The 16643-nt window shown below is 62.9% G+C and carries 15 protein-coding genes; 9 read left to right on the forward strand and 6 right to left on the reverse strand.

The window, feature by feature from the left end; all coding sequences use genetic code 11:
• The first annotated feature begins 38 nt into the window (after positions 1-38).
• Positions 39-722 carry a class I SAM-dependent methyltransferase gene (locus MGMSRV2_RS10455; RefSeq protein ID WP_024080325.1) on the forward strand — a complete coding sequence of 228 codons (684 nt, stop codon included), beginning with the start codon at positions 39-41 and terminating at the stop codon, positions 720-722.
• A gap of 2 nt (positions 723-724) precedes the next feature.
• On the opposite strand, the gene bluB is transcribed toward MGMSRV2_RS10455, so the two are convergent.
• The gene (gene bluB / locus MGMSRV2_RS10460; RefSeq protein WP_024080326.1) at positions 725-1480 is read right to left on the reverse strand and encodes a 5,6-dimethylbenzimidazole synthase; all 756 of its coding nucleotides are present in this window, start codon (positions 1478-1480) and stop codon (positions 725-727) included.
• A gap of 54 nt (positions 1481-1534) precedes the next feature.
• On the opposite strand from bluB, the gene MGMSRV2_RS10465 reads away from it, so the two are divergent.
• Positions 1535-2104 (forward strand): gamma-glutamylcyclotransferase, encoded by a 570-nt coding sequence (locus MGMSRV2_RS10465; RefSeq protein ID WP_024080327.1) that lies wholly within the window; start codon positions 1535-1537, stop codon positions 2102-2104.
• 81 nt (positions 2105-2185) lie between these two features.
• Positions 2186-4183, forward strand: coding sequence for an ATP-binding protein (locus MGMSRV2_RS10470; protein WP_024080328.1), 1998 nt, complete (start codon positions 2186-2188; stop codon positions 4181-4183).
• On the opposite strand, the gene MGMSRV2_RS10475 is transcribed toward MGMSRV2_RS10470, so the two are convergent.
• Positions 4180-6135 carry a cache domain-containing protein gene (locus tag MGMSRV2_RS10475; RefSeq protein WP_144084293.1) on the reverse strand — a complete coding sequence of 652 codons (1956 nt, stop codon included), beginning with the start codon at positions 6133-6135 and terminating at the stop codon, positions 4180-4182. The two genes, MGMSRV2_RS10470 and MGMSRV2_RS10475, sit on opposite strands and share 4 nt — an antisense overlap.
• A 130-nt stretch (positions 6136-6265) precedes the next feature.
• Between MGMSRV2_RS10475 and MGMSRV2_RS10480 the strand changes: the two genes are divergently transcribed.
• Positions 6266-7474 (forward strand): MFS transporter, encoded by a 1209-nt coding sequence (locus MGMSRV2_RS10480; RefSeq protein ID WP_024080330.1) that lies wholly within the window; start codon positions 6266-6268, stop codon positions 7472-7474.
• 42 nt (positions 7475-7516) lie between these two features.
• Here the strand turns inward: MGMSRV2_RS10480 and MGMSRV2_RS10485 are convergent, their stop codons facing one another.
• Complete coding sequence (locus MGMSRV2_RS10485) at positions 7517-8392, reverse strand: RNA polymerase factor sigma-32 (RefSeq protein ID WP_024080331.1); 876 nt, start codon at positions 8390-8392, stop codon at positions 7517-7519.
• A 109-nt stretch (positions 8393-8501) separates the two neighbouring features.
• Here MGMSRV2_RS10485 and MGMSRV2_RS10490 point away from each other — a divergent pair, with 109 nt between their 5' ends.
• Positions 8502-9413 (forward strand): LysR substrate-binding domain-containing protein, encoded by a 912-nt coding sequence (locus tag MGMSRV2_RS10490; protein WP_024080332.1) that lies wholly within the window; start codon positions 8502-8504, stop codon positions 9411-9413.
• Between the two features lie 13 nt (positions 9414-9426).
• Here MGMSRV2_RS10490 and MGMSRV2_RS10495 read toward each other — a convergent pair whose 3' ends face one another.
• The 3 genes from MGMSRV2_RS10495 to MGMSRV2_RS10505 all read right to left on the reverse strand — a co-directional run bounded on the left by MGMSRV2_RS10495 (position 9427) and on the right by MGMSRV2_RS10505 (position 11630).
• Positions 9427-10485: a methyl-accepting chemotaxis protein gene (locus MGMSRV2_RS10495; RefSeq protein WP_024080333.1), complete on the reverse strand. Its 1059-nt coding sequence runs from the start codon at positions 10483-10485 to the stop codon at positions 9427-9429.
• A 174-nt stretch (positions 10486-10659) separates the two neighbouring features.
• Complete coding sequence (dksA, locus tag MGMSRV2_RS10500; RefSeq protein WP_024080334.1) at positions 10660-11076, reverse strand: RNA polymerase-binding protein DksA; 417 nt, start codon at positions 11074-11076, stop codon at positions 10660-10662.
• A 116-nt stretch (positions 11077-11192) separates the two neighbouring features.
• Positions 11193-11630 (reverse strand): flagellar assembly protein FliX, encoded by a 438-nt coding sequence (locus MGMSRV2_RS10505; RefSeq protein ID WP_024080335.1) that lies wholly within the window; start codon positions 11628-11630, stop codon positions 11193-11195.
• 231 nt (positions 11631-11861) lie between these two features.
• Here MGMSRV2_RS10505 and MGMSRV2_RS10510 point away from each other — a divergent pair, with 231 nt between their 5' ends.
• Genes MGMSRV2_RS10510 through flgK form a run of 4 tightly spaced genes read left to right on the forward strand, consistent with a single transcriptional unit; the run spans position 11862 to position 16635 of the window.
• Positions 11862-13052: a flagellar basal body P-ring protein FlgI gene (locus MGMSRV2_RS10510; RefSeq protein WP_024080336.1), complete on the forward strand. Its 1191-nt coding sequence runs from the start codon at positions 11862-11864 to the stop codon at positions 13050-13052.
• Positions 13052-13360 (forward strand): rod-binding protein, encoded by a 309-nt coding sequence (locus MGMSRV2_RS10515; protein WP_024080337.1) that lies wholly within the window; start codon positions 13052-13054, stop codon positions 13358-13360. The genes MGMSRV2_RS10510 and MGMSRV2_RS10515 overlap by 1 nt, the downstream gene beginning before the upstream one ends.
• Before the next feature lie 3 nt (positions 13361-13363).
• Positions 13364-13801, forward strand: a complete 438-nt coding sequence (locus MGMSRV2_RS10520) for a flagellar protein FlgN (RefSeq protein ID WP_024080338.1) — start codon at positions 13364-13366, stop codon at positions 13799-13801.
• A 14-nt stretch (positions 13802-13815) separates the two neighbouring features.
• Positions 13816-16635, forward strand: a complete 2820-nt coding sequence (gene flgK, locus MGMSRV2_RS10525) for a flagellar hook-associated protein FlgK (protein ID WP_024080339.1) — start codon at positions 13816-13818, stop codon at positions 16633-16635.
• Positions 16636-16643: the final 8 nt, after the last annotated feature.

Raw genomic sequence — 16643 nt, forward strand, 5'->3', positions numbered from 1 at the left:
AGCGAACTCTATACGACCTTGGGCGATGGATTTCCAGTATGACCGCACCGCGCGGGCGCGTATTACTGTATCAGCCCATCACCGAGAGCAACGCCATGAGCGATCACGAAACCCGTCAGGCCCATTGGCAACAGGTATGGACGACCAAGGACGTTGACAAGGTCAGTTGGTACCAGGGCGACCCGGCCCCGTCGCTGCGGCTGATCGAAATCGCCGGTTTGCGCAAGGGCGCGGGTATCATCGATGTCGGCGGCGGTCGGTCCCCCTTGGCCGGCTGCCTGGCGCAACAGGGCTTCGGCAACGTCGCCGTGCTGGATATCTCCGAGGCTGCCCTGGCCCAGGCCCACCACGATCTGGGCGGCCTCGGCGACGACATCACCTGGATTTGCGAAGACGTCACCCGATGGCGGCCGGTGCCCGGCCTGTTCGAGCTGTGGCACGACCGCGCCGTCTTCCACTTTCTCACCCAAAGCCAGGAACAGCAGGCCTATGTTCAGGTGCTGCGTACCGCCCTTGCCCCCGGCGGCTGGGTGGTCATCGCCACCTTCGCCCCCGACGGGCCGCGCACCTGCTCGGGCCTGCCGGTGATGGGCCATGACGGCGCCAGCCTGTCGGCCATCCTGGGCCCCGATTTCGTGCTGGAAGACGAAAGCCGGGAAGAGCATCGGACGCCTGCGGGCAATGGGCAGAAATTCTGCTGGTGTCTGTTCCGACGCCGCTGATTTCAGGCCAGTTCGCCCTTTTCCGCCGCCTGCTGGGCCTGGCGCATCCGCTCGATGAATGCCTCGTCCCCGGCCCCGCCGGGGCCGTTGAAGCGGTCGAAGGCCACCAACTCCTCCAGCGGCAGCCGCTTGCGCCAGCCCTTGTTCTCCAGCTCCGGCTGGGCGAGGAAATGGCTGACCTTGCCCAGGCACAGATAGGCCACCGGCACCACCCGCTCGGGCAAGTCCAGAATGGTCCGCAAGGCGGCGGGCTCGATGATGCTGACCCAGCCCACCCCCAGGCCCTCGGCCCGTGCCGCCAGCCACAGGTTTTCCACGGCGCAGACGGTGGAATACAAATCCATCTCGGCCATGTGGGTGCGCCCCAGCACCACCGGGCCGGCACGGTCGCGGTCACAGGTGATGCACAAATTGACCGGGGCATCCAAAATGCCCTCGAGCTTGAGGGCGCGGTACTTCTCCGCCCGTTCGCCGTCGAACATCAGGGCCGCCTCGGTATTGGCGCGGTCGAACGCCGCCTTGACGCGGGCACGCTGCTCCGGGCTGCGGATGATGATGAAGCTCCACGGCTGCATGAAGCCCACCGACGGCGCATGATGGGCGGCGACCAGGATACGGGCCAACACGCCATCGTCGATGGCATCGGGCAGGAACTGGCCGCGCACGTCACGCCGCCCCAGGATGGTCCGATACAATCCGCGGCGATCCTGATCGCTGAGCGTCATTTCTGACTGGCGGGCGGCGGCGGTCTCGGTCATGGTGCGGCTTCCTGAACTGGCGCGAAGCCGGCACAATAGCGACAGCGCATAAAAATGACCACGTCCGACGCAAGCAGCGATCTTTGGGTATTCGGCTATGGCTCGCTGATGTGGCGACCCGGCTTCGAGTTCGTCGAGGCACGGCCCGCGCTGCTGAAAGGCTGGCACCGGTCGTTCTGCCTGTATTCCCTGCATTATCGCGGCACGCCGGATCACCCCGGCCTGGTGCTGGGCCTGGATCGCGGCGGCTCGTGCCGGGGCGTGGCCTTTCGCGTCGCCGCCGCCAAGGCCGCCATCACCGTCGAGTACCTGAATGAACGCGAACTGGTCGGCTATGCCTATGTGGCCAAGACCCTGAAGGTCGGCCTGGATGACGGCAGCAAGGTGCCGGCCTATTGCTTCGTCGCCGATCAGCGCCACCGCCATTATGCCGGCGACCTGGAATTAGAAAAGGCCGCCTCCATCATCATGGACGCGCAAGGCTGCGCCGGCTTGAACCGTGATTACCTGATCAACACCGTGCGCCGCCTGGAAACCGACGGTTTTCTTGATAAAAGCCTGCACACCTTGCTGACCGAGGTCGAGCGCCAGACCGGACTGATCGACCAGGGGGCCGGCATCTGAGGCCGGCCTAGCGGACCATTGGCGCTTGCCACATCCCCCTTTTCATCGTCACAGTGACAATAGACGATTGTGGGATGTGCCATGCGGCTTGCACGTTGGTTTTTTCTGATCGCCATACTGCTCCCCCTCGCTTCGCCGACCTGGGCGGAGGTGCCCGGCCTCGCCCCCAATCTCCGCCACTTCCTGGACCAACATCAGACGGTCCGCGTCCGTCTCAACGGCGACTGGCCGCCGCTGATTTTGCAAGATCAGGGAGAAACCCAAGGGATCAGCGCCGATTACCTGCGGCTGGTCACCAGCAAATTGGGCCTGACCATCCAACCCGCCGACATCGCCAACTTCTCGGAATTGCTGGGCCGGCTGCCCACTGGTGACGGCGTCGACATCCAGCCGACCATGCGGGCGACGGACGAGCGCCGTGCCCATCTCCACTTCACCCGCCCCTACACCACCTTTCCGGTGGTCATCGTCGTGCGCAAGGAATCCGGCTTCATCGGCTCGCTCGATGATCTGACCGGACGTAAGGTCGTGACCGAGCGCTCCTATTGGTATTCCGACGAACTGCGCAAGAACCATCCGGCCATCTTGTTGAATCCGGTCGCCAACAGCGAAGAGGCCATGCGCATCCTGTCGCAAGGGGATGCCGATGCCTATGTGGGCGTGCTGCCGGTAGCCATCTGGCACATGGAAAACCGCGGCTATACCAATCTGAAGATTGCCGCTCCGGCGGCGCTGTCACCGGCGGAATTGTCGTTCGGCGTGCGCGGCGACTGGCCGGAACTGGCCCAGGCGCTGGATGCCGCCCTGGCCAGCATCACCCCCGAGGAACACCGCGAAATCCGCCAACGCTGGTTGGGCAACCGCGAACCCGGCGGCCTGGACCCGCGCGCCGTCGCCCTGTGGGGCGGCGGCTCTCTGATTCTCGCCTTGATCCTGCTGGGCAGCTTCGCCTTGGCCAACCGCCGCTTGCTGCGCGAAATCGGCTTGCGGCGTCAGGCCGAAGAGCAGTTGCGCACCTCCGAGGAGACATCGCGGCAATTGCTGGACGCATCGTCGGATGCCTGCATGCTGTTCGACGTCGACGGCACCATGCGGGGCTGCAATCAGATTTTCGCCGCCCGCTTCGGCGTCGATCCGCTTCAGGTTCCCGGCACCAGTCTGTGGGATTATTTCCCGCCCCAGGTCGCGGAGGAACGCCGTATCGCCGTCGCCGGCGTGGTGGTGGCGGGCAAGCCGGTGGTGACCACCGATGTCCGGAGCGGGCGTCACCTGTCCAATTCCATCTATCCGCTCAAGGACAATGCCGGCGTGGTCCGTCGCGTCGCCGTCTATTCCCGCGATATCAGCGAGCAGGTGTGGGCGGAACAGAAGATCAAATCCTATGTGGCCGAGATCGAACGCTCGAACGAAGACCTGGAACAATTCGCCTATGTCGCCAGCCACGACCTGCGCGAACCGTTGCGTCAGGTCTCAAGCTATGTCGCCTTGCTGGAGCGGCGCTATGGCCAGCACCTGGATGACGACGCCCGCCAGTTCATCACCTATGCGCGCGAGGGCGTCACCCGCATGGATCAGTTGATTCTGGACCTGCTGGAATATTCCCGCATTGGCCGCGGCTTGGTCCTGGTTCCCACCCAGGCGGAAAACGCCGCCCGCATCGCCGTGGAAAACCTGAAAACGGGCATCAAAGATTGCGGCGGTACCGTCACCATCGTCTCGCCGCTACCCGCGGTGCTGGCGGCGGAAGCGCACCTGATCCGCCTGTTCCAGAACCTGATCGGCAATGGATTGAAATACCACCGCGACGGCGTGCCGCCGGTGATCCGGGTCAGCGCCACCACCGACGCCAGCCACGCCATCTTCACCGTTTCCGACAACGGCATCGGCATCGAATCCGAATATTTCGAGCGCATCTTCGGCATCTTCCAGCGCTTGCACGTGCGCAACCAATATCCCGGCACCGGCATCGGCCTGGCCATCTGCCGCAAGGTGGTGGAGCGCCACGGCGGTCGCATCTGGGTGGAATCGACACCGGGTGAAGGCACCAGCTTCCATTTCAGCCTGAAACGACCGGATTAACCGTTAATAGTGAAGCGGAAGGTGCTGCCCGACGCGTCCGCATCAACCCAGATCTTGCCGTCATGAGCTTCGACAACGCGCCGGCACAGGGCCAAGCCGATGCCCGAACCACCCTCCATGCCCGGGGGATGGAAGCGACGGAAAGGCTCGAAAATAGCGGTGCGGTAATCATCAGGCACGCCGATGCCGTTATCGGCAACAGCAAACTCCCACACGCCGTCGCCACGGGAAACCGCGCTGATTTTCACCTCTGGCGTCTGTTCCGGATGCCGATAGCGCAGAGCATTGCTGATCAGATTCTGGAACAAAGCCGACATCTGGTCGGGATTGATGCGCAGAACCGGCAGGGCCGCCGCCTCGATATGAGCGCCGGTGGCGGCGATGGTCGCCGACAAGTCGCCGATCACCCGCGCCAGCAAGGCATCCATGTCGGTTTGCACCCGCTCGTCGCCGTGATGGGTGCTGCGCGAATAGGCCAGTAATCCCTGGATATTGTTGCGCATGCGGTCGGCGCCGCCGACGGCGAAATCGATGTATTCCCGCGATTCAGCGTCGAGGGTATCGCCCACCCTTCGCTTCAGCAATTGCAGGAACAGACCGATGGTGCGCAAGGGTTCCTGCAGATCGTGCGACGCCACATAGGCAAACCGTTCAAGATCGGCGTTGGTCTGTTCCAATTGCGCGGTGCGGTCCAGCAACTGTTTTTCCACCTGCTGCCGCCGAATGATCAGTTGGTTGGCCGACAGGGCGAAGCCGTGATGCTCGGCAAAACGCAAGGCCGTGGTGTCGATGGGATGCGGTGAATCCGCCGCCTCCGCCATGGCTCGGGTCAGAATCTGCGCATCCATGGCGGTCCGCCGTGACGTCCGCCGCATGATCAGCAAGGCGACAACTCCGATCAGTATCGTCGCCAGCAAAGCCATGACCGCCTTGATCCCCAGTCCCTGAACCAATATTTGCCGCTGGCGGGTGATCTCGGCCTCGGTGCGGTCATGGGTCATGCCGGCGCCGACGAACCATTGCCAATCGGGAATACCGGCCACATAGCTGGTCTTTTCCACCGAACCGCCCTTGAAGTCGGTCATGGAATAGGTGACCAGACCACTGCCGGCCTTGGCCGTGGCGATCAGTTGGATGGTGCCGTCACGCACGCCCTGGTGGGGGGATTGCAGGCTGTTGGTGCCCTTGAGCGAACCCACCAGCGACAGCCCGTCCCACTGACTGACGAAGATATAGCCGTCCTGGTCGAAGCGCATATGGCCGATGCGTTCCAGCAATTCAGCCTTGATGTCGGCTTCCATGTCCTCGACGTATTCGCCGGTGCCGACGACCCAGTTGAGGTCAGGAATCAGACGTACATAGGCGAATTTCAGGTGATCGTTGCCGGGCTTGCCCGGCTGCGCCCAATAATACCGGTACAGACCGCCGCCATTCTTTTGGACCAGTTGCAGCATGTCATAGACGACGAATTCGCCCCTGGCCCCGGTCTGCCCCAGCATGTTGGTGCCTTCCAACTGGGGGCGCAGCGGAAACAGCTTTTCGATACCGTTCAGATCGAAGGCGAAGTAATAGCCCCGCCCGTTATTGAAGCGGATGGGACGCAAGGTCTCGCGCACGATGGATTCAAGTTCCGCCCGGCTCTTACCCTGTTGCGTCTTCAGCAGATTGCCGATGATGGCTTCCGCCTCGTCCACCCGACCGCGCAAGGATGCCTCGACCCTCGCCTCGGTGCGATGACGCTCGAAGGCGATGGTTTCCATCACATCATCGATCATCCGCTTCAGGTAAACCCGGTTGCTGTGCTGCTGGGCGTCCCGCAGATCGCCGGACCGGCGGTTGAACTCGACGAATTCCACCGCCGCCCAGATCAGACACAGCAACACCAACCCCATGCCGGCGACCATGGTCAACCGCAGGAAAAGATGGTCTATCAGGCTGGTTTTTCCAGACACGCCGGGTCTGAGCTCCTTTGACAACTCTTAGTCAGAATACAGTCTTTCGCCAAAGCCGTACCTCTATCTTTAGCAGCATTATACGTCCTTCCCTTGCCCCGACCTCCTCCCTTCTGGCAGTGTGCGCGGTATGACCACCACCCCCGCCCAGGCGCGCGCCGCATTGTCCTTCTCGTGCATCGGCCATCTTTACGCCCATGTGTTCGAGCCCATCTTCTATATCGTCGCCCTGGTGCTGCCGGGCGAATTGGGCTTGCCGTACGAGCAGGTTCTGGCGCTGATCATCGCCGCCAAACTGCTGTACGGCGTGCTCGCTCCCGCTGCCGGCTGGCTGGGTGATCGCTGGTCGACGTTGGGCATGATGGCGGTGTTCTTCATCGGCCTGGGTCTGTCGGCCATGGCGGTGGGGCTGACCGACAGCGCCTTGGGGCTGAGCATCGCTTTGGCGGCCACCGGATTGTTCGGCTCCATCTACCATCCGGTGGGGATTTCCTGGCTGCTCCGAAACGCCGTCGACAAGGGCAAGGCCATCGGCTTCAACGGCGTTTTCGGCGGCATCGGCCCGGCGGTGGCCGGCCTGATCGCCGGCGGTTTGATCGAAACCATCGGCTGGCGCCATGCCTTCATCCTGCCCGGCGCGGCGGTCGTACTGACCGGCTTGGTCTTCCTGTGGTTCCTGCATCGCGGCCTGGTGGTGGAAACCAAGGCCGATCGCGCCCCCACCACCGCCGCCAGCAAGGGCGACACCATCCGCGCCGGCATCGTGCTGACGGTGACCATGCTGTGCGCCGGGCTGATCTATCAGGCGACCCAACCGGCCCTGCCCAAGCTGTTTTCCGAACGCCTGGACGGCAGCATCGGCGTCGCCGGGGCCGCTTTCGCCGTCACCGCCGTTTATCTGGTCGCCGGGCTGATGCAGGTGGTCGCCGGCCATCTGGCCGACCGTTATCCGGCCAAGACCGTCTATATGGTCGCCGCCCTGGTGCAAGCGCCGCTTCTCGCCCTGGTCGCCTGGGGCAGCGGTCTGCCGTTGGTGGCGGCATCCATGCTGGCGGTGGTCTTCAACATGGCCGGTATTCCGGCGGAAAACCTGCTGCTCAACAAATACACGCCGGCCAAGTGGCGCGGCACCGCCTTCGGCCTGAAATTCGTCCTGTCCTTCGGCGTCTCGGGGCTGGCGGTACCGCTGGTATCGCTGATCCGCGGCATGACCGGCGGCTTCGAGCTTCTGTTCCTGCTGCTGGCCGGTTCGGCGGTGATGATCGCCTGCACCGCCACCTTGCTACCGTCGGAAACGCCAAAAAAAGCCGCCGCACCCGAAGGCGCGGCGGCGGAGTGAAACGACAGAATTAAAGCGGAGTAAAGCGGCAGATTGCAATAGTCAGGCGGTTCGCGTCTTGGGGATCAGTTTTGCCTCGGCGGCACGGACCAACGCCTTGAGCTTGGTCAGGGCCGAACCCTCGATCTGGCGCACCCGCTCGCGGCTGATGTTGTAACGCTGGGCCAGATCCTCGAGCCGCAGCGGATTTTCCCGCAAGGTGCGCTGGGCGACGATGTCGCGCTCGCGCTCGGTCAGCCCTTCCCAGGCATGCTTCAACAATTCGCGTCGGTACATCAGTTCCTGGCGCTCGCCCAGGGTTTCCTCGACGGACGGCCTGTCGTCGGCCAGCAATTCACCGAACGGAATGCCGCTTTCCCCCACCGGGGCATCGAGCGAACGCGGGCTTTGCGTCAACAGCCGTTCCATCTCGGCGACGCGCTGGTCGCGCACCCCCAATTCGTCGGCCACCTGGGCGGTTTCCGCCACCGACAGGGCGTTGCCCGACGGGCCGGTCAGCCGCGCCTTGATGCCGCGCAGCTTGAAGAACAGCTTCTTGCGTTCCGCCGACAGACCGAAATTCACCGGGGTCGAGAATTTCAGCACATATTCGAACATGGCCGCGCGCACCCACCACTGGGCATAGGTGGAAAAGCGCAGATTGCGACCGGGATCGAAGCTTTCCAAGGCGCGCACCAGCCCCAGATTGCCCTCGGCCACCAGATCGGCGCCCGACAGGCCATAGCCCTTGAACTGGCCGGCGGTCTTCACCACCAGCCGCAGATGGGCGGAAAGCAGGCGGGTGCGGGCTTTCTCGTCACCTTCGTCCTTCCAACGGCGGATCAGCTCCGCCTCGTCTTCTCCCGACAGCAAGGCGGTCTCGCGCATGGCCTTGTAATAGGCGCTGGCGGTATCCGAAGCGGGGCGAAGAATGGACATCGTCGTCTCCATTAGGCTGTTGTCCGTGATTGAGACTATGCCCCCTTCTTTGTGATAATTCTAATCGATATATCTTGAGATATTGATAGTAAATTGTTATCAGTGATCCATGATCAGCTTTCGCCAATTACAATGCCTGGCCGCCCTGGCCGAAACCCTGCACTTTCGCCGTGCGGCCGAGCGGCTGCACGTGTCGCAGCCGGCCCTGTCGGCGCAAATCTCCCAACTGGAAGAGCATCTGGGGGTGATGCTGGTCGAGCGCACCCGACGCAAGGTGCTGCTGACCCCCATCGGGCGCGACATGGCGGCGCGGGCCAAGACCGTGCTGCGCGACGTCGCCGAGCTTGAGGATCTGGCCCGCCAAGCCCAGGCGCCGTTATCGGGGACGCTGCGCGTCGGCGTCTTGCGCACCTTGGGGCCGTATCTGTTGCCGCATATCCTGCCGGAACTGCGCCAACGCTTCCCCGAACTGAAATTGTATCTGCGCGAGGAACCGCGCGAGCGCTTGCTGGCCGAACTGGCCCAGGGCGACCTGGATATCCTGCTGATTTCCGCCGCCCCCGAGGGCGACGATCACCTGACGGTGACGCCCTTGTTCCACGAACCGCTGTGGCTGACCATGCCGCTGGGGCACCGCTTGGCCAAACGGGCCAAACTGGCCCCCGCCGATCTGGCCGGCGAAAATCTCATCATGCTGGAAGTGGGTGACGGCATGCGCGACCCGGCGCTGGATTTGTGCCGACGCTCAGGCGCGACCGAGCATCCGGATTTTCGCGCCACTTCGCTGGATTCGTTGCGGCAGATGGTCGCCACCGGCCTGGGCACCACCTTGTTGCCAGCCCTTTACGTCCAGGCCGAGGCCTTGGGCGACGATCAGGTCGCCGTACGCCCCTTCGCCGTCGGCGCCCCCTCGCGCCCCATCGACATGGTCTGGCGCCGCACCACCGCCCGATCCGAGGAATACCGCCTGTTCGCCCATCTGCTGCAACAAAACCTGCCGGCTTGCGTGCACAGGCGGTAACCGCCCCAGGTCATCAGTGACGCGGAATATCCTCGACGCCGTCGCCGACGGGTTGCTGAATGATGATGCCGTACCAGCCCATGCCCTCGTAAGTTTCGTAGCCGGGCGTCAGCGCATAGCCGACCACATTGCCGAACTCATCCACGTAAGCGCCCATGTTGCCGCCGCCGGTTTGCAGACGAACGACATCCCTGAGCACCCCAACACCGTCCGACGCCGCCAGCACCTTCATGTTGCGGTCGACCAGAAGACAGCGGGTGCGCGCCTTTTCCTCGTCGCGCAGACGCACGCCCTTGACCACAGTCTCGGCCTGCGGCTGCCAATCGAAGAAAATACCCAAAACCCCCAAGGGCTTGCCATCAGCCTCGCCGCCCTCGCGGATGGCGGTGGCGTAGGTGCCGACCAAGGCGCCGCCCAAGGCGGCATTGGCCGCAACGTCGGTCATGGCGTAATCGTTGCCGCTGGCGGTATTCATGGAATCGGAGAACCACTTTTGTCCCGACACGTCGGTACCGACCACATTGGGATAGCGTCCAGGCCGACCATTGGCCACCACCCGGCCATCGGCATCGGCCACCCAGAGGTCCAGATAGACGGTGTAGGAATCCAAGATAACCCCCAACCGACGCGAGGCAAAAGCAGCCGTGCCGGCATCACGGCGGGCCAGACAATCGACCATGGCCGAATCGGTCGCCCACCAGCGCACGTCGCACGAACGCTCATACAGGTTGCGGTCGATGATCTCGATCATGTTCAGCGCCAGATCGGCCAAACGCGAACCGCGCAACTGGCTGATCAGAGTCTGCCCCAGACTCATCAGGTCGCGGATGGTGGACGACAACTCACCCTCTAGCGCCTGGGTGATGGTGTCGATGCTTTGCGAGACGTTCTTGACTTCATTGGCGACGACGGCGAAGCCCTTGCCCGCCTCACCGGCCCGAGTCGCCTCGATCAGCGCGTTCAGCGACAGGATACGGGTGGTGCCAGTGACTTTCTTGATGGCTTGAATCTTATCGTTGGCCACATCGTGGACCGCACGGGTCAGCTCAAGAATTCGTTCCGGCTCAGACATCGCATCCCCCAAAGTCTATTTTTTGTGCACACCCCGACACTCAGGTCAATTTATAGGCATTATGTTTGTGTTTCAACAACCACCCGCATGTTGGATCGAAATGTCTGGCAAAAACGAAAAAAGCCCCGCAATGCGGGGCCTTTTTAAAACCAGGGCGATTAAAGACGATAAAAATCAGTCCTCGCGGTGGGTCCGCTCCATCCGTTCGTGCCGTTCCTGCGCCTCGATGGACAAGGTGGCGATGGGGCGAGCCTCCAGGCGGCGAATGGTGATGGGCTCACCACTTTCCTCGCAATAGCCGTAAGAACCGTCGTTGATACGCTCGATCGCCGCATCGATCTTGGCGATCAGCTTGCGCTCGCGGTCACGGGTGCGCAATTCCAGCGCCCGGTCGGTTTCGGCCGAGGCACGGTCGGCGATGTCAGGTTCCTGCAAGCCACCTTCTTGCAGGTGGGCCAGCGTTTCATCGGATTCGCGCAGCAGTTCCGAGCGCCAGGCAAGCAACTTCTGGCGAAAATATTCCTTCATGGATTCGTTCATGAAGGGCTCGTCCTCGGACGGGCGGTAATCCGGCGGCAGCGTCACGGTCATCCAATCCCCCGATTTGATGTCGGTTCGGTCAAGTCGGGACGCAATATATGGGGTGACCCACCCTACCGCAAGCGCCGATGTTCAGGTTGGGTTCGATGCCGGATCAAACCGGGGCTTCAGCGACCGCGGCTGAGCTTGGCGATTTCCACTTCGGCCCGCAATTCGATCTCGTCAAGAAGGGCGGCCAGACGCGGATCGGGACAGGATTCCTTGCGCGAGCGCACCATGTCGGCCAAGTTCACCAGCTTGGATTCCGGCACCGTGCCCAGCAACAGGCCGTGGCGCAACTCTTCCAGCTTATCCAAGATGTCCTCGGCATGGCGGATGTGGCGCTGGCGGGCCTCGCGATCGGTCGAATCGCCCACCGCCTGAGCCACCAGCAATGCGTCGACGGCACCGATGGCCGCCGGCGCTTCCGCCGCGTAGACGTCATCCATGGTTTCCATGGCGTTGACCAGGGCTTGCTTGAATTCGCCTTTCTTGCCGTCGGCCTTACCGACGCGCCGGGCACCGCCGGACGCGGCGGCTCCCGAACCGACCCCAGAAACCTTCATGGAACCCCAATGGCTGTGGGTTGGTTGGATACCCCGTCAGTGTAGCTTTCCTGGCGCTGCGGTGAAAGCCGCTATTTCTGCCGGGTGCGCGGCAAGTTTTGCCGGGCAAACCCGGTTAAAAACCCGCTCGCCACCACATAATCAATTGTTTTTAATAGATAAAATGTTTGGCACGGACTTCGCATTGATAAACGCGACCATTTTATCCGTCGCGTTGCCATCGAGGTCGTCATGAGCCGTATCGCCAAAACCAAAGCCGCTTCCACCACCGCCATCCGGGCCTTTGTCCTGGCTGCCGGTCTGGTGGCGGCGACCATCCTGGCCATGCCGCCCGTCGCTTACGGCGCCTCACGTATCAAGGATATCGCCGATTACGAAGGCGTCCGCGACAACCTTTTGGTCGGGTACGGCCTGGTGGTCGGCTTGGCCGGCACCGGTGACGACCTGACCAACGCGCCGTTCACCAAGGAATCCCTGGTCGCCATGCTGGAACGCCTGGGCGTCAACATCCGCGAACAGGGTGGCACCATCGCCACCGTCAAGCCCAAGAACGTGGCCGCCGTCATGGTCACCGCCACCTTGCCGGCCTTTTCCCGCCAGGGCACCCGTCTTGACGTGTCGGTTGCCGCCATGGGCGATGCCAAGTCGCTGGAAGGCGGCACCCTTCTGGTCACCCCGTTGGTCGGCGCCGACGGCGAAATCTATGCCGTGGCCCAGGGCGGTCTGGCCGGCGTCGGCTTCACCGCCTCGGGCGGCGGTGCCGGCGGCGGCGGCACCACCTCGGTGCGCAAGGGCATCCCCACCACCGGCAAGATCGCCAACGGCGCCATCATCGAACGCGAATTGCCGTTTGAAATGGCCCACCTGGAATCGGTCAAGCTGTCGCTGAGGAACCCCGATTTCACCACCGCCAACCGCACCGCCCAGGCCGTCAACGCCTTCTTGGGCAGCACGGTGGCGCGGCCCACCGATCCCAGCACCGTGCAGATCGTCGTCCCCCCCGATTATCGCGGCAACGTGGTCGGCTTGTTGACCGACATCGAACAATTGAAGGTCGAGCCCGATCAGGTGGCCAAGATCGTCATCGATGACGCCACCGGCACCATCGTCATGGGCGAGAACGTGCGCATCAGCACCGTCGCCGTCGCCCAGGGCCAGCTGACCGTGCGCATCACCGAAACCCCGCAGGTGTCGCAGCCGTCGCCGTTCTCGACCACCGGCACCACCACCGTGGTCGACCGCACCGACATCGAAGTGGACGAGGGCCAGGGCAAGAAGCTGATGGTCGTCCCCCACGGCGTCACCCTGCAAGATCTGGTGACCGGTCTGAACGCCCTGGGCATCAGCCCGCGCGACCTGATCGCCATCTTGCAGACCATCAAGGCCGCCGGGGCCATCCAGGCCGACATCGAGGTGATGTGATGAATATCAACACCGACACCGCCCAACTGGCCGCCAGCGCCCCGCGCCCCGTCAACACCAATGCCGCCAGCCGCGAACAGGCCGAGGCCGTGGGTAAGCAATTCGAAACCATGTTCATGAGCCAGATGCTGCAACACATGTTCAGCGGTATCAAAACCGAAGAAGGCCCGTTCGGCGGTGGCCATGCCGAAGCCATGTTTCGCCCCATGTTGCTGGACGAATATGCGAAAATGGTCTCCAACCGCCCCGGTGGCATCGGCCTGGCCGATCAGGTCACCCGGTCGATGTTGCAGACTCAGGAGGTTTAAGCGATGACCGAGACCGTTCTTAACATCGACGACATCGTTTGGGCCTGCACCAACCTGTGCGAATTGCTGGAATTCGAAAACGAGGCACTGATACGTCACGATTCCCGCACCGTGCGCGAACTGACCGACAACAAGACGGCCCTGGCCCGCATCTATGAAAACGCCATCGCCCCCCTGGCCGACGACCCGCATCTGGCCGAGACGCTGGAGCCCGAGCAGAAGGAAGAATTGACCGCCCTGGGCCTGCGGCTGAAGGCTTTGGTGGAAGAAAATGCCCTGCGTCTGCGGGCCGAGATCGACGCCACCCAGATGCTGATGGACGCCATGGTCAACGCCGTCAAGGCCAACACCACCAATTCCGTCCATTACGGCCCTGCCGGCCAGTACGGCAACCAGGGCACCGGCGAGCAGAATTCGCTGGCCTTCAACCAGACCCTGTAACGGGAGGACCGGCCATGGCACTCACCCTCGGACTGAACACGGCACTCTCCGGTCTGCTCACCAACCAGCGCGCCCTGGACACCGTCGCCCAGAACGTCACCAACGTGAACACCAAGGGTTACGTCCGCAAGGTGATGAACCAGGAATCCCGGGTTCTCAACGGCTTCGGCGCCGGCGTGCAGGTGGGCTCGGTCACCCGTCAGATCAATGAAGGCCTGCTGAAGGACATCCGCAAGCAGACCGCCGAACTGGGCAAGCTGCAGGTGGAAAGCAGCTATTATCCGCGTATCGACGATCTGTTCGGCAACGTCGCCGATAATTCGTCCATCTCGCACAAGCTCAACGACCTGTACGAAGCCTTCGAATTGCTGGGCACCCAGGTGGACAAGCCGTCCATCCAATGGTCCTCGGTCCAGACCGGCCAGGACGTGGCCGATCTGTTCGACCGCATGACCGACCAATTGCAGAGCCTGCGCCTGGAAGCCGACCGCGAAATCGAGACCACCGTCCAACTGATCAACGACAAACTGTCCGACATCCACGACCTCAACCAGAAGATCGTCAAGAACTCCGCCGTCGCCACCGGCACCACCGACCTGGAAGACAAGCGCGACCAAGCTCTGACCGATCTGGCCCAGTACATCGACGTCCAGTACTACCATCGCCAGGACGGCTCGATGATCGTCTACACCAATTCGGGCGAGATGCTGGTCGACAACCAGGACCAACCGCTCTCCTATACCGCCAACACCCGCATCGACACCTGGATGACCGCCGCCGGCGGCCAGTTCAACAAGATTTCGGTGGATGGCGGTACCGACGATCTGGCCCCGCTGGTCAAGGGCGGCAAATTGCGCGCGCTGTTGGACATGCGCGACAAGACGGTGACCGATCTGCAAGCCAGCCTGGACGAGGCGGCCCAGACCATGCTGGAAGAGGTCAACAAGGCGCACAACCGCGGCACCTCCTACCCCAATCCGTCCTATCGCTACGAAGGCAGCCGTACTTTCGCCAAGCAAGGCCAGGTCGTCCCCAACGCCGCCGACACCGCCGCCCGCTTCATGTTCGGCAGCACCACCGTGACCAGCGCCGGCTATACCAGCCTGTCCATCGCCGCCAGCGGCACCAATCCGTGGCAGACGACCATGACCGCCAGTGCCGGCACGCCGTTTTCCACCATGAGCGCCGGAACTACCTTCAGCGTCGACAGCGCCGAGGACAGCAGCAACAACGGCACCTATCGGGTGGTCAGCGTCGGCGGTGGCGGTGCCAACATCACGGTGGAAAAGGTCAATCCGCGCCAGACCATCCAATTGTCGGGCACCGAGGATGTGGTCATCGCCGTGTTCGGCAGCGACGGCAAGGAAGCCCAGCAGACCACGCTCAACACCATCATGCAGACCAATTATTCCGGTTCCTATACCGCCGCCACCGTCGGCACCGGTCGGTCACTGTCCGATTTCCAAGCCAAGGGCGACCACGACCAGTGGAGCGTCAACGAGGTCAGCGCCCACGTCGAGGCATGGCTGAGCGCGCAGGGTTACAGCACCGCCTCGGTCAACCTCAACAGTGAAGGCAAGATGGTCATCGACCTGGGGGTAACCAACAAATCCCTGGCCTTCCGCGACCAGACCGCCACCGCCGACGGCTCCGCCGCCACCGACGCCACCATTTCCTTCGACGTCGACGGCGACGGCGCCGTTGACCAGACCGTCAAGGGCTTCGCTAATTTCTTCGGCCTCAACGACTTCTTCTCCAATTCCAACCAGAACTCCATCCAGGATTCCAACATCCTGCCGTCCACCTTCAAGACCAGCACCACGCGGGATCTGAAGATCCTGGACGGCACCGGCCAGTTGGGCCCCAACATGTCCATTCCGGCGGGGTCCAGCCTGGAAGACATCGCCGACATCATCAACAGCTACGGTCGCACCACCGAATCGGCGCCGTTGAGCTTGGCCCAGACCACTTTCACCCTGACCAGCGCCGCCACCATCAGCGTCACCAATACCAGCGGCCAGGTTTCCACCGCCACCGTCGGCCCCGGCGCCGTCACCATGGAGGAAATCGCCGGCAAGCTGACTTCCGGAACGGTGGTCGGCTCGGTGATCCAGGACGGCGACGGCTATCGCCTGCGCCTGCACAGCACCGCCGGGGCGGAACTGACCGTTTCCATCACCGGCGGCGCCATGGCCAGCGGCTCGCTCGAGGCGAGCCTGGGCATGAACAAGGTGGAACGGGTCAGCGCCTCGGTCATCCCCGAGGGTTCGGGCTATCGCCTGCGCGTGGTCCAGGCGGAAAACAAGGAAGTCTTCCTGTCGTCGACGCTGGATATTTCCAACAACAACCTGTTGACCGAGCTTGAGATGAAGCCGGCGGCCACCCGTACCGCCGGTACCATCAGCGTCCGCGCCGATCTGATGTCGGGGCCGGAGAAGATGGGCCGCGGCGCCGTGCAGTGGAATGCCGACCTCAACGGCTATTATATCTCGGAAGGCGACAACAGCACCGCCCTGGCCATGGCCGACGCCATGGGCAACAAGCGGGCCATGCAAAGCGCCGGCGGGCTTTATGCCGGCAATTATTCCCTGAGCGAATACGGCGCCGCGACCATCTCTCTGGTCACCCGCGATGCCGAACATTCGTCCAAGCAGCTTGAATACCAAACCGCCCTAAGCCAGTCGCTGGACTTCCAAAATACCTCGTTCAGCGGGGTTAATCTGGACGAAGAGGTGTCGGCTATGATTGACTTCCAACAGGCATATTCGGCGACCGCCAAGGTGATCACCGTACTCCAGGAAATGCTGGAAACGCTCACCGCGATGATTAACTGACGGAGGAT

The sequence above is a fragment of the Magnetospirillum gryphiswaldense MSR-1 v2 genome, assembly GCF_000513295.1.
GTDB lineage: Bacteria > Pseudomonadota > Alphaproteobacteria > Rhodospirillales > Magnetospirillaceae > Magnetospirillum > Magnetospirillum gryphiswaldense.

What these genes read in the sequence shown, in the direction of transcription:
- MGMSRV2_RS10505 (WP_024080335.1), bottom strand. Translation starts at nt 11,630, where the DNA reads ATGAAGGTTTCTGGGGTCGGTTCGGGAGCCGCCGCGTCCGGCGGTGCC.
- MGMSRV2_RS10510 (WP_024080336.1), top strand. Translation starts at nt 11,862, where the DNA reads ATGAGCCGTATCGCCAAAACCAAAGCCGCTTCCACCACCGCCATCCGG.
- MGMSRV2_RS10490 (WP_024080332.1), top strand. Translation starts at nt 8,502, where the DNA reads ATGATCAGCTTTCGCCAATTACAATGCCTGGCCGCCCTGGCCGAAACC.
- MGMSRV2_RS10485 (WP_024080331.1), bottom strand. Translation starts at nt 8,392, where the DNA reads ATGTCCATTCTTCGCCCCGCTTCGGATACCGCCAGCGCCTATTACAAG.
- MGMSRV2_RS10515 (WP_024080337.1), top strand. Translation starts at nt 13,052, where the DNA reads ATGAATATCAACACCGACACCGCCCAACTGGCCGCCAGCGCCCCGCGC.
- flgK (WP_024080339.1), top strand. Translation starts at nt 13,816, where the DNA reads ATGGCACTCACCCTCGGACTGAACACGGCACTCTCCGGTCTGCTCACC.
- MGMSRV2_RS10465 (WP_024080327.1), top strand. Translation starts at nt 1,535, where the DNA reads ATGACCACGTCCGACGCAAGCAGCGATCTTTGGGTATTCGGCTATGGC.
- MGMSRV2_RS10520 (WP_024080338.1), top strand. Translation starts at nt 13,364, where the DNA reads ATGACCGAGACCGTTCTTAACATCGACGACATCGTTTGGGCCTGCACC.
- bluB (WP_024080326.1), bottom strand. Translation starts at nt 1,480, where the DNA reads ATGACCGAGACCGCCGCCGCCCGCCAGTCAGAAATGACGCTCAGCGAT.
- MGMSRV2_RS10470 (WP_024080328.1), top strand. Translation starts at nt 2,186, where the DNA reads ATGCGGCTTGCACGTTGGTTTTTTCTGATCGCCATACTGCTCCCCCTC.
- MGMSRV2_RS10495 (WP_024080333.1), bottom strand. Translation starts at nt 10,485, where the DNA reads ATGTCTGAGCCGGAACGAATTCTTGAGCTGACCCGTGCGGTCCACGAT.
- dksA (WP_024080334.1), bottom strand. Translation starts at nt 11,076, where the DNA reads ATGACCGTGACGCTGCCGCCGGATTACCGCCCGTCCGAGGACGAGCCC.
- MGMSRV2_RS10455 (WP_024080325.1), top strand. Translation starts at nt 39, where the DNA reads ATGACCGCACCGCGCGGGCGCGTATTACTGTATCAGCCCATCACCGAG.
- MGMSRV2_RS10480 (WP_024080330.1), top strand. Translation starts at nt 6,266, where the DNA reads ATGACCACCACCCCCGCCCAGGCGCGCGCCGCATTGTCCTTCTCGTGC.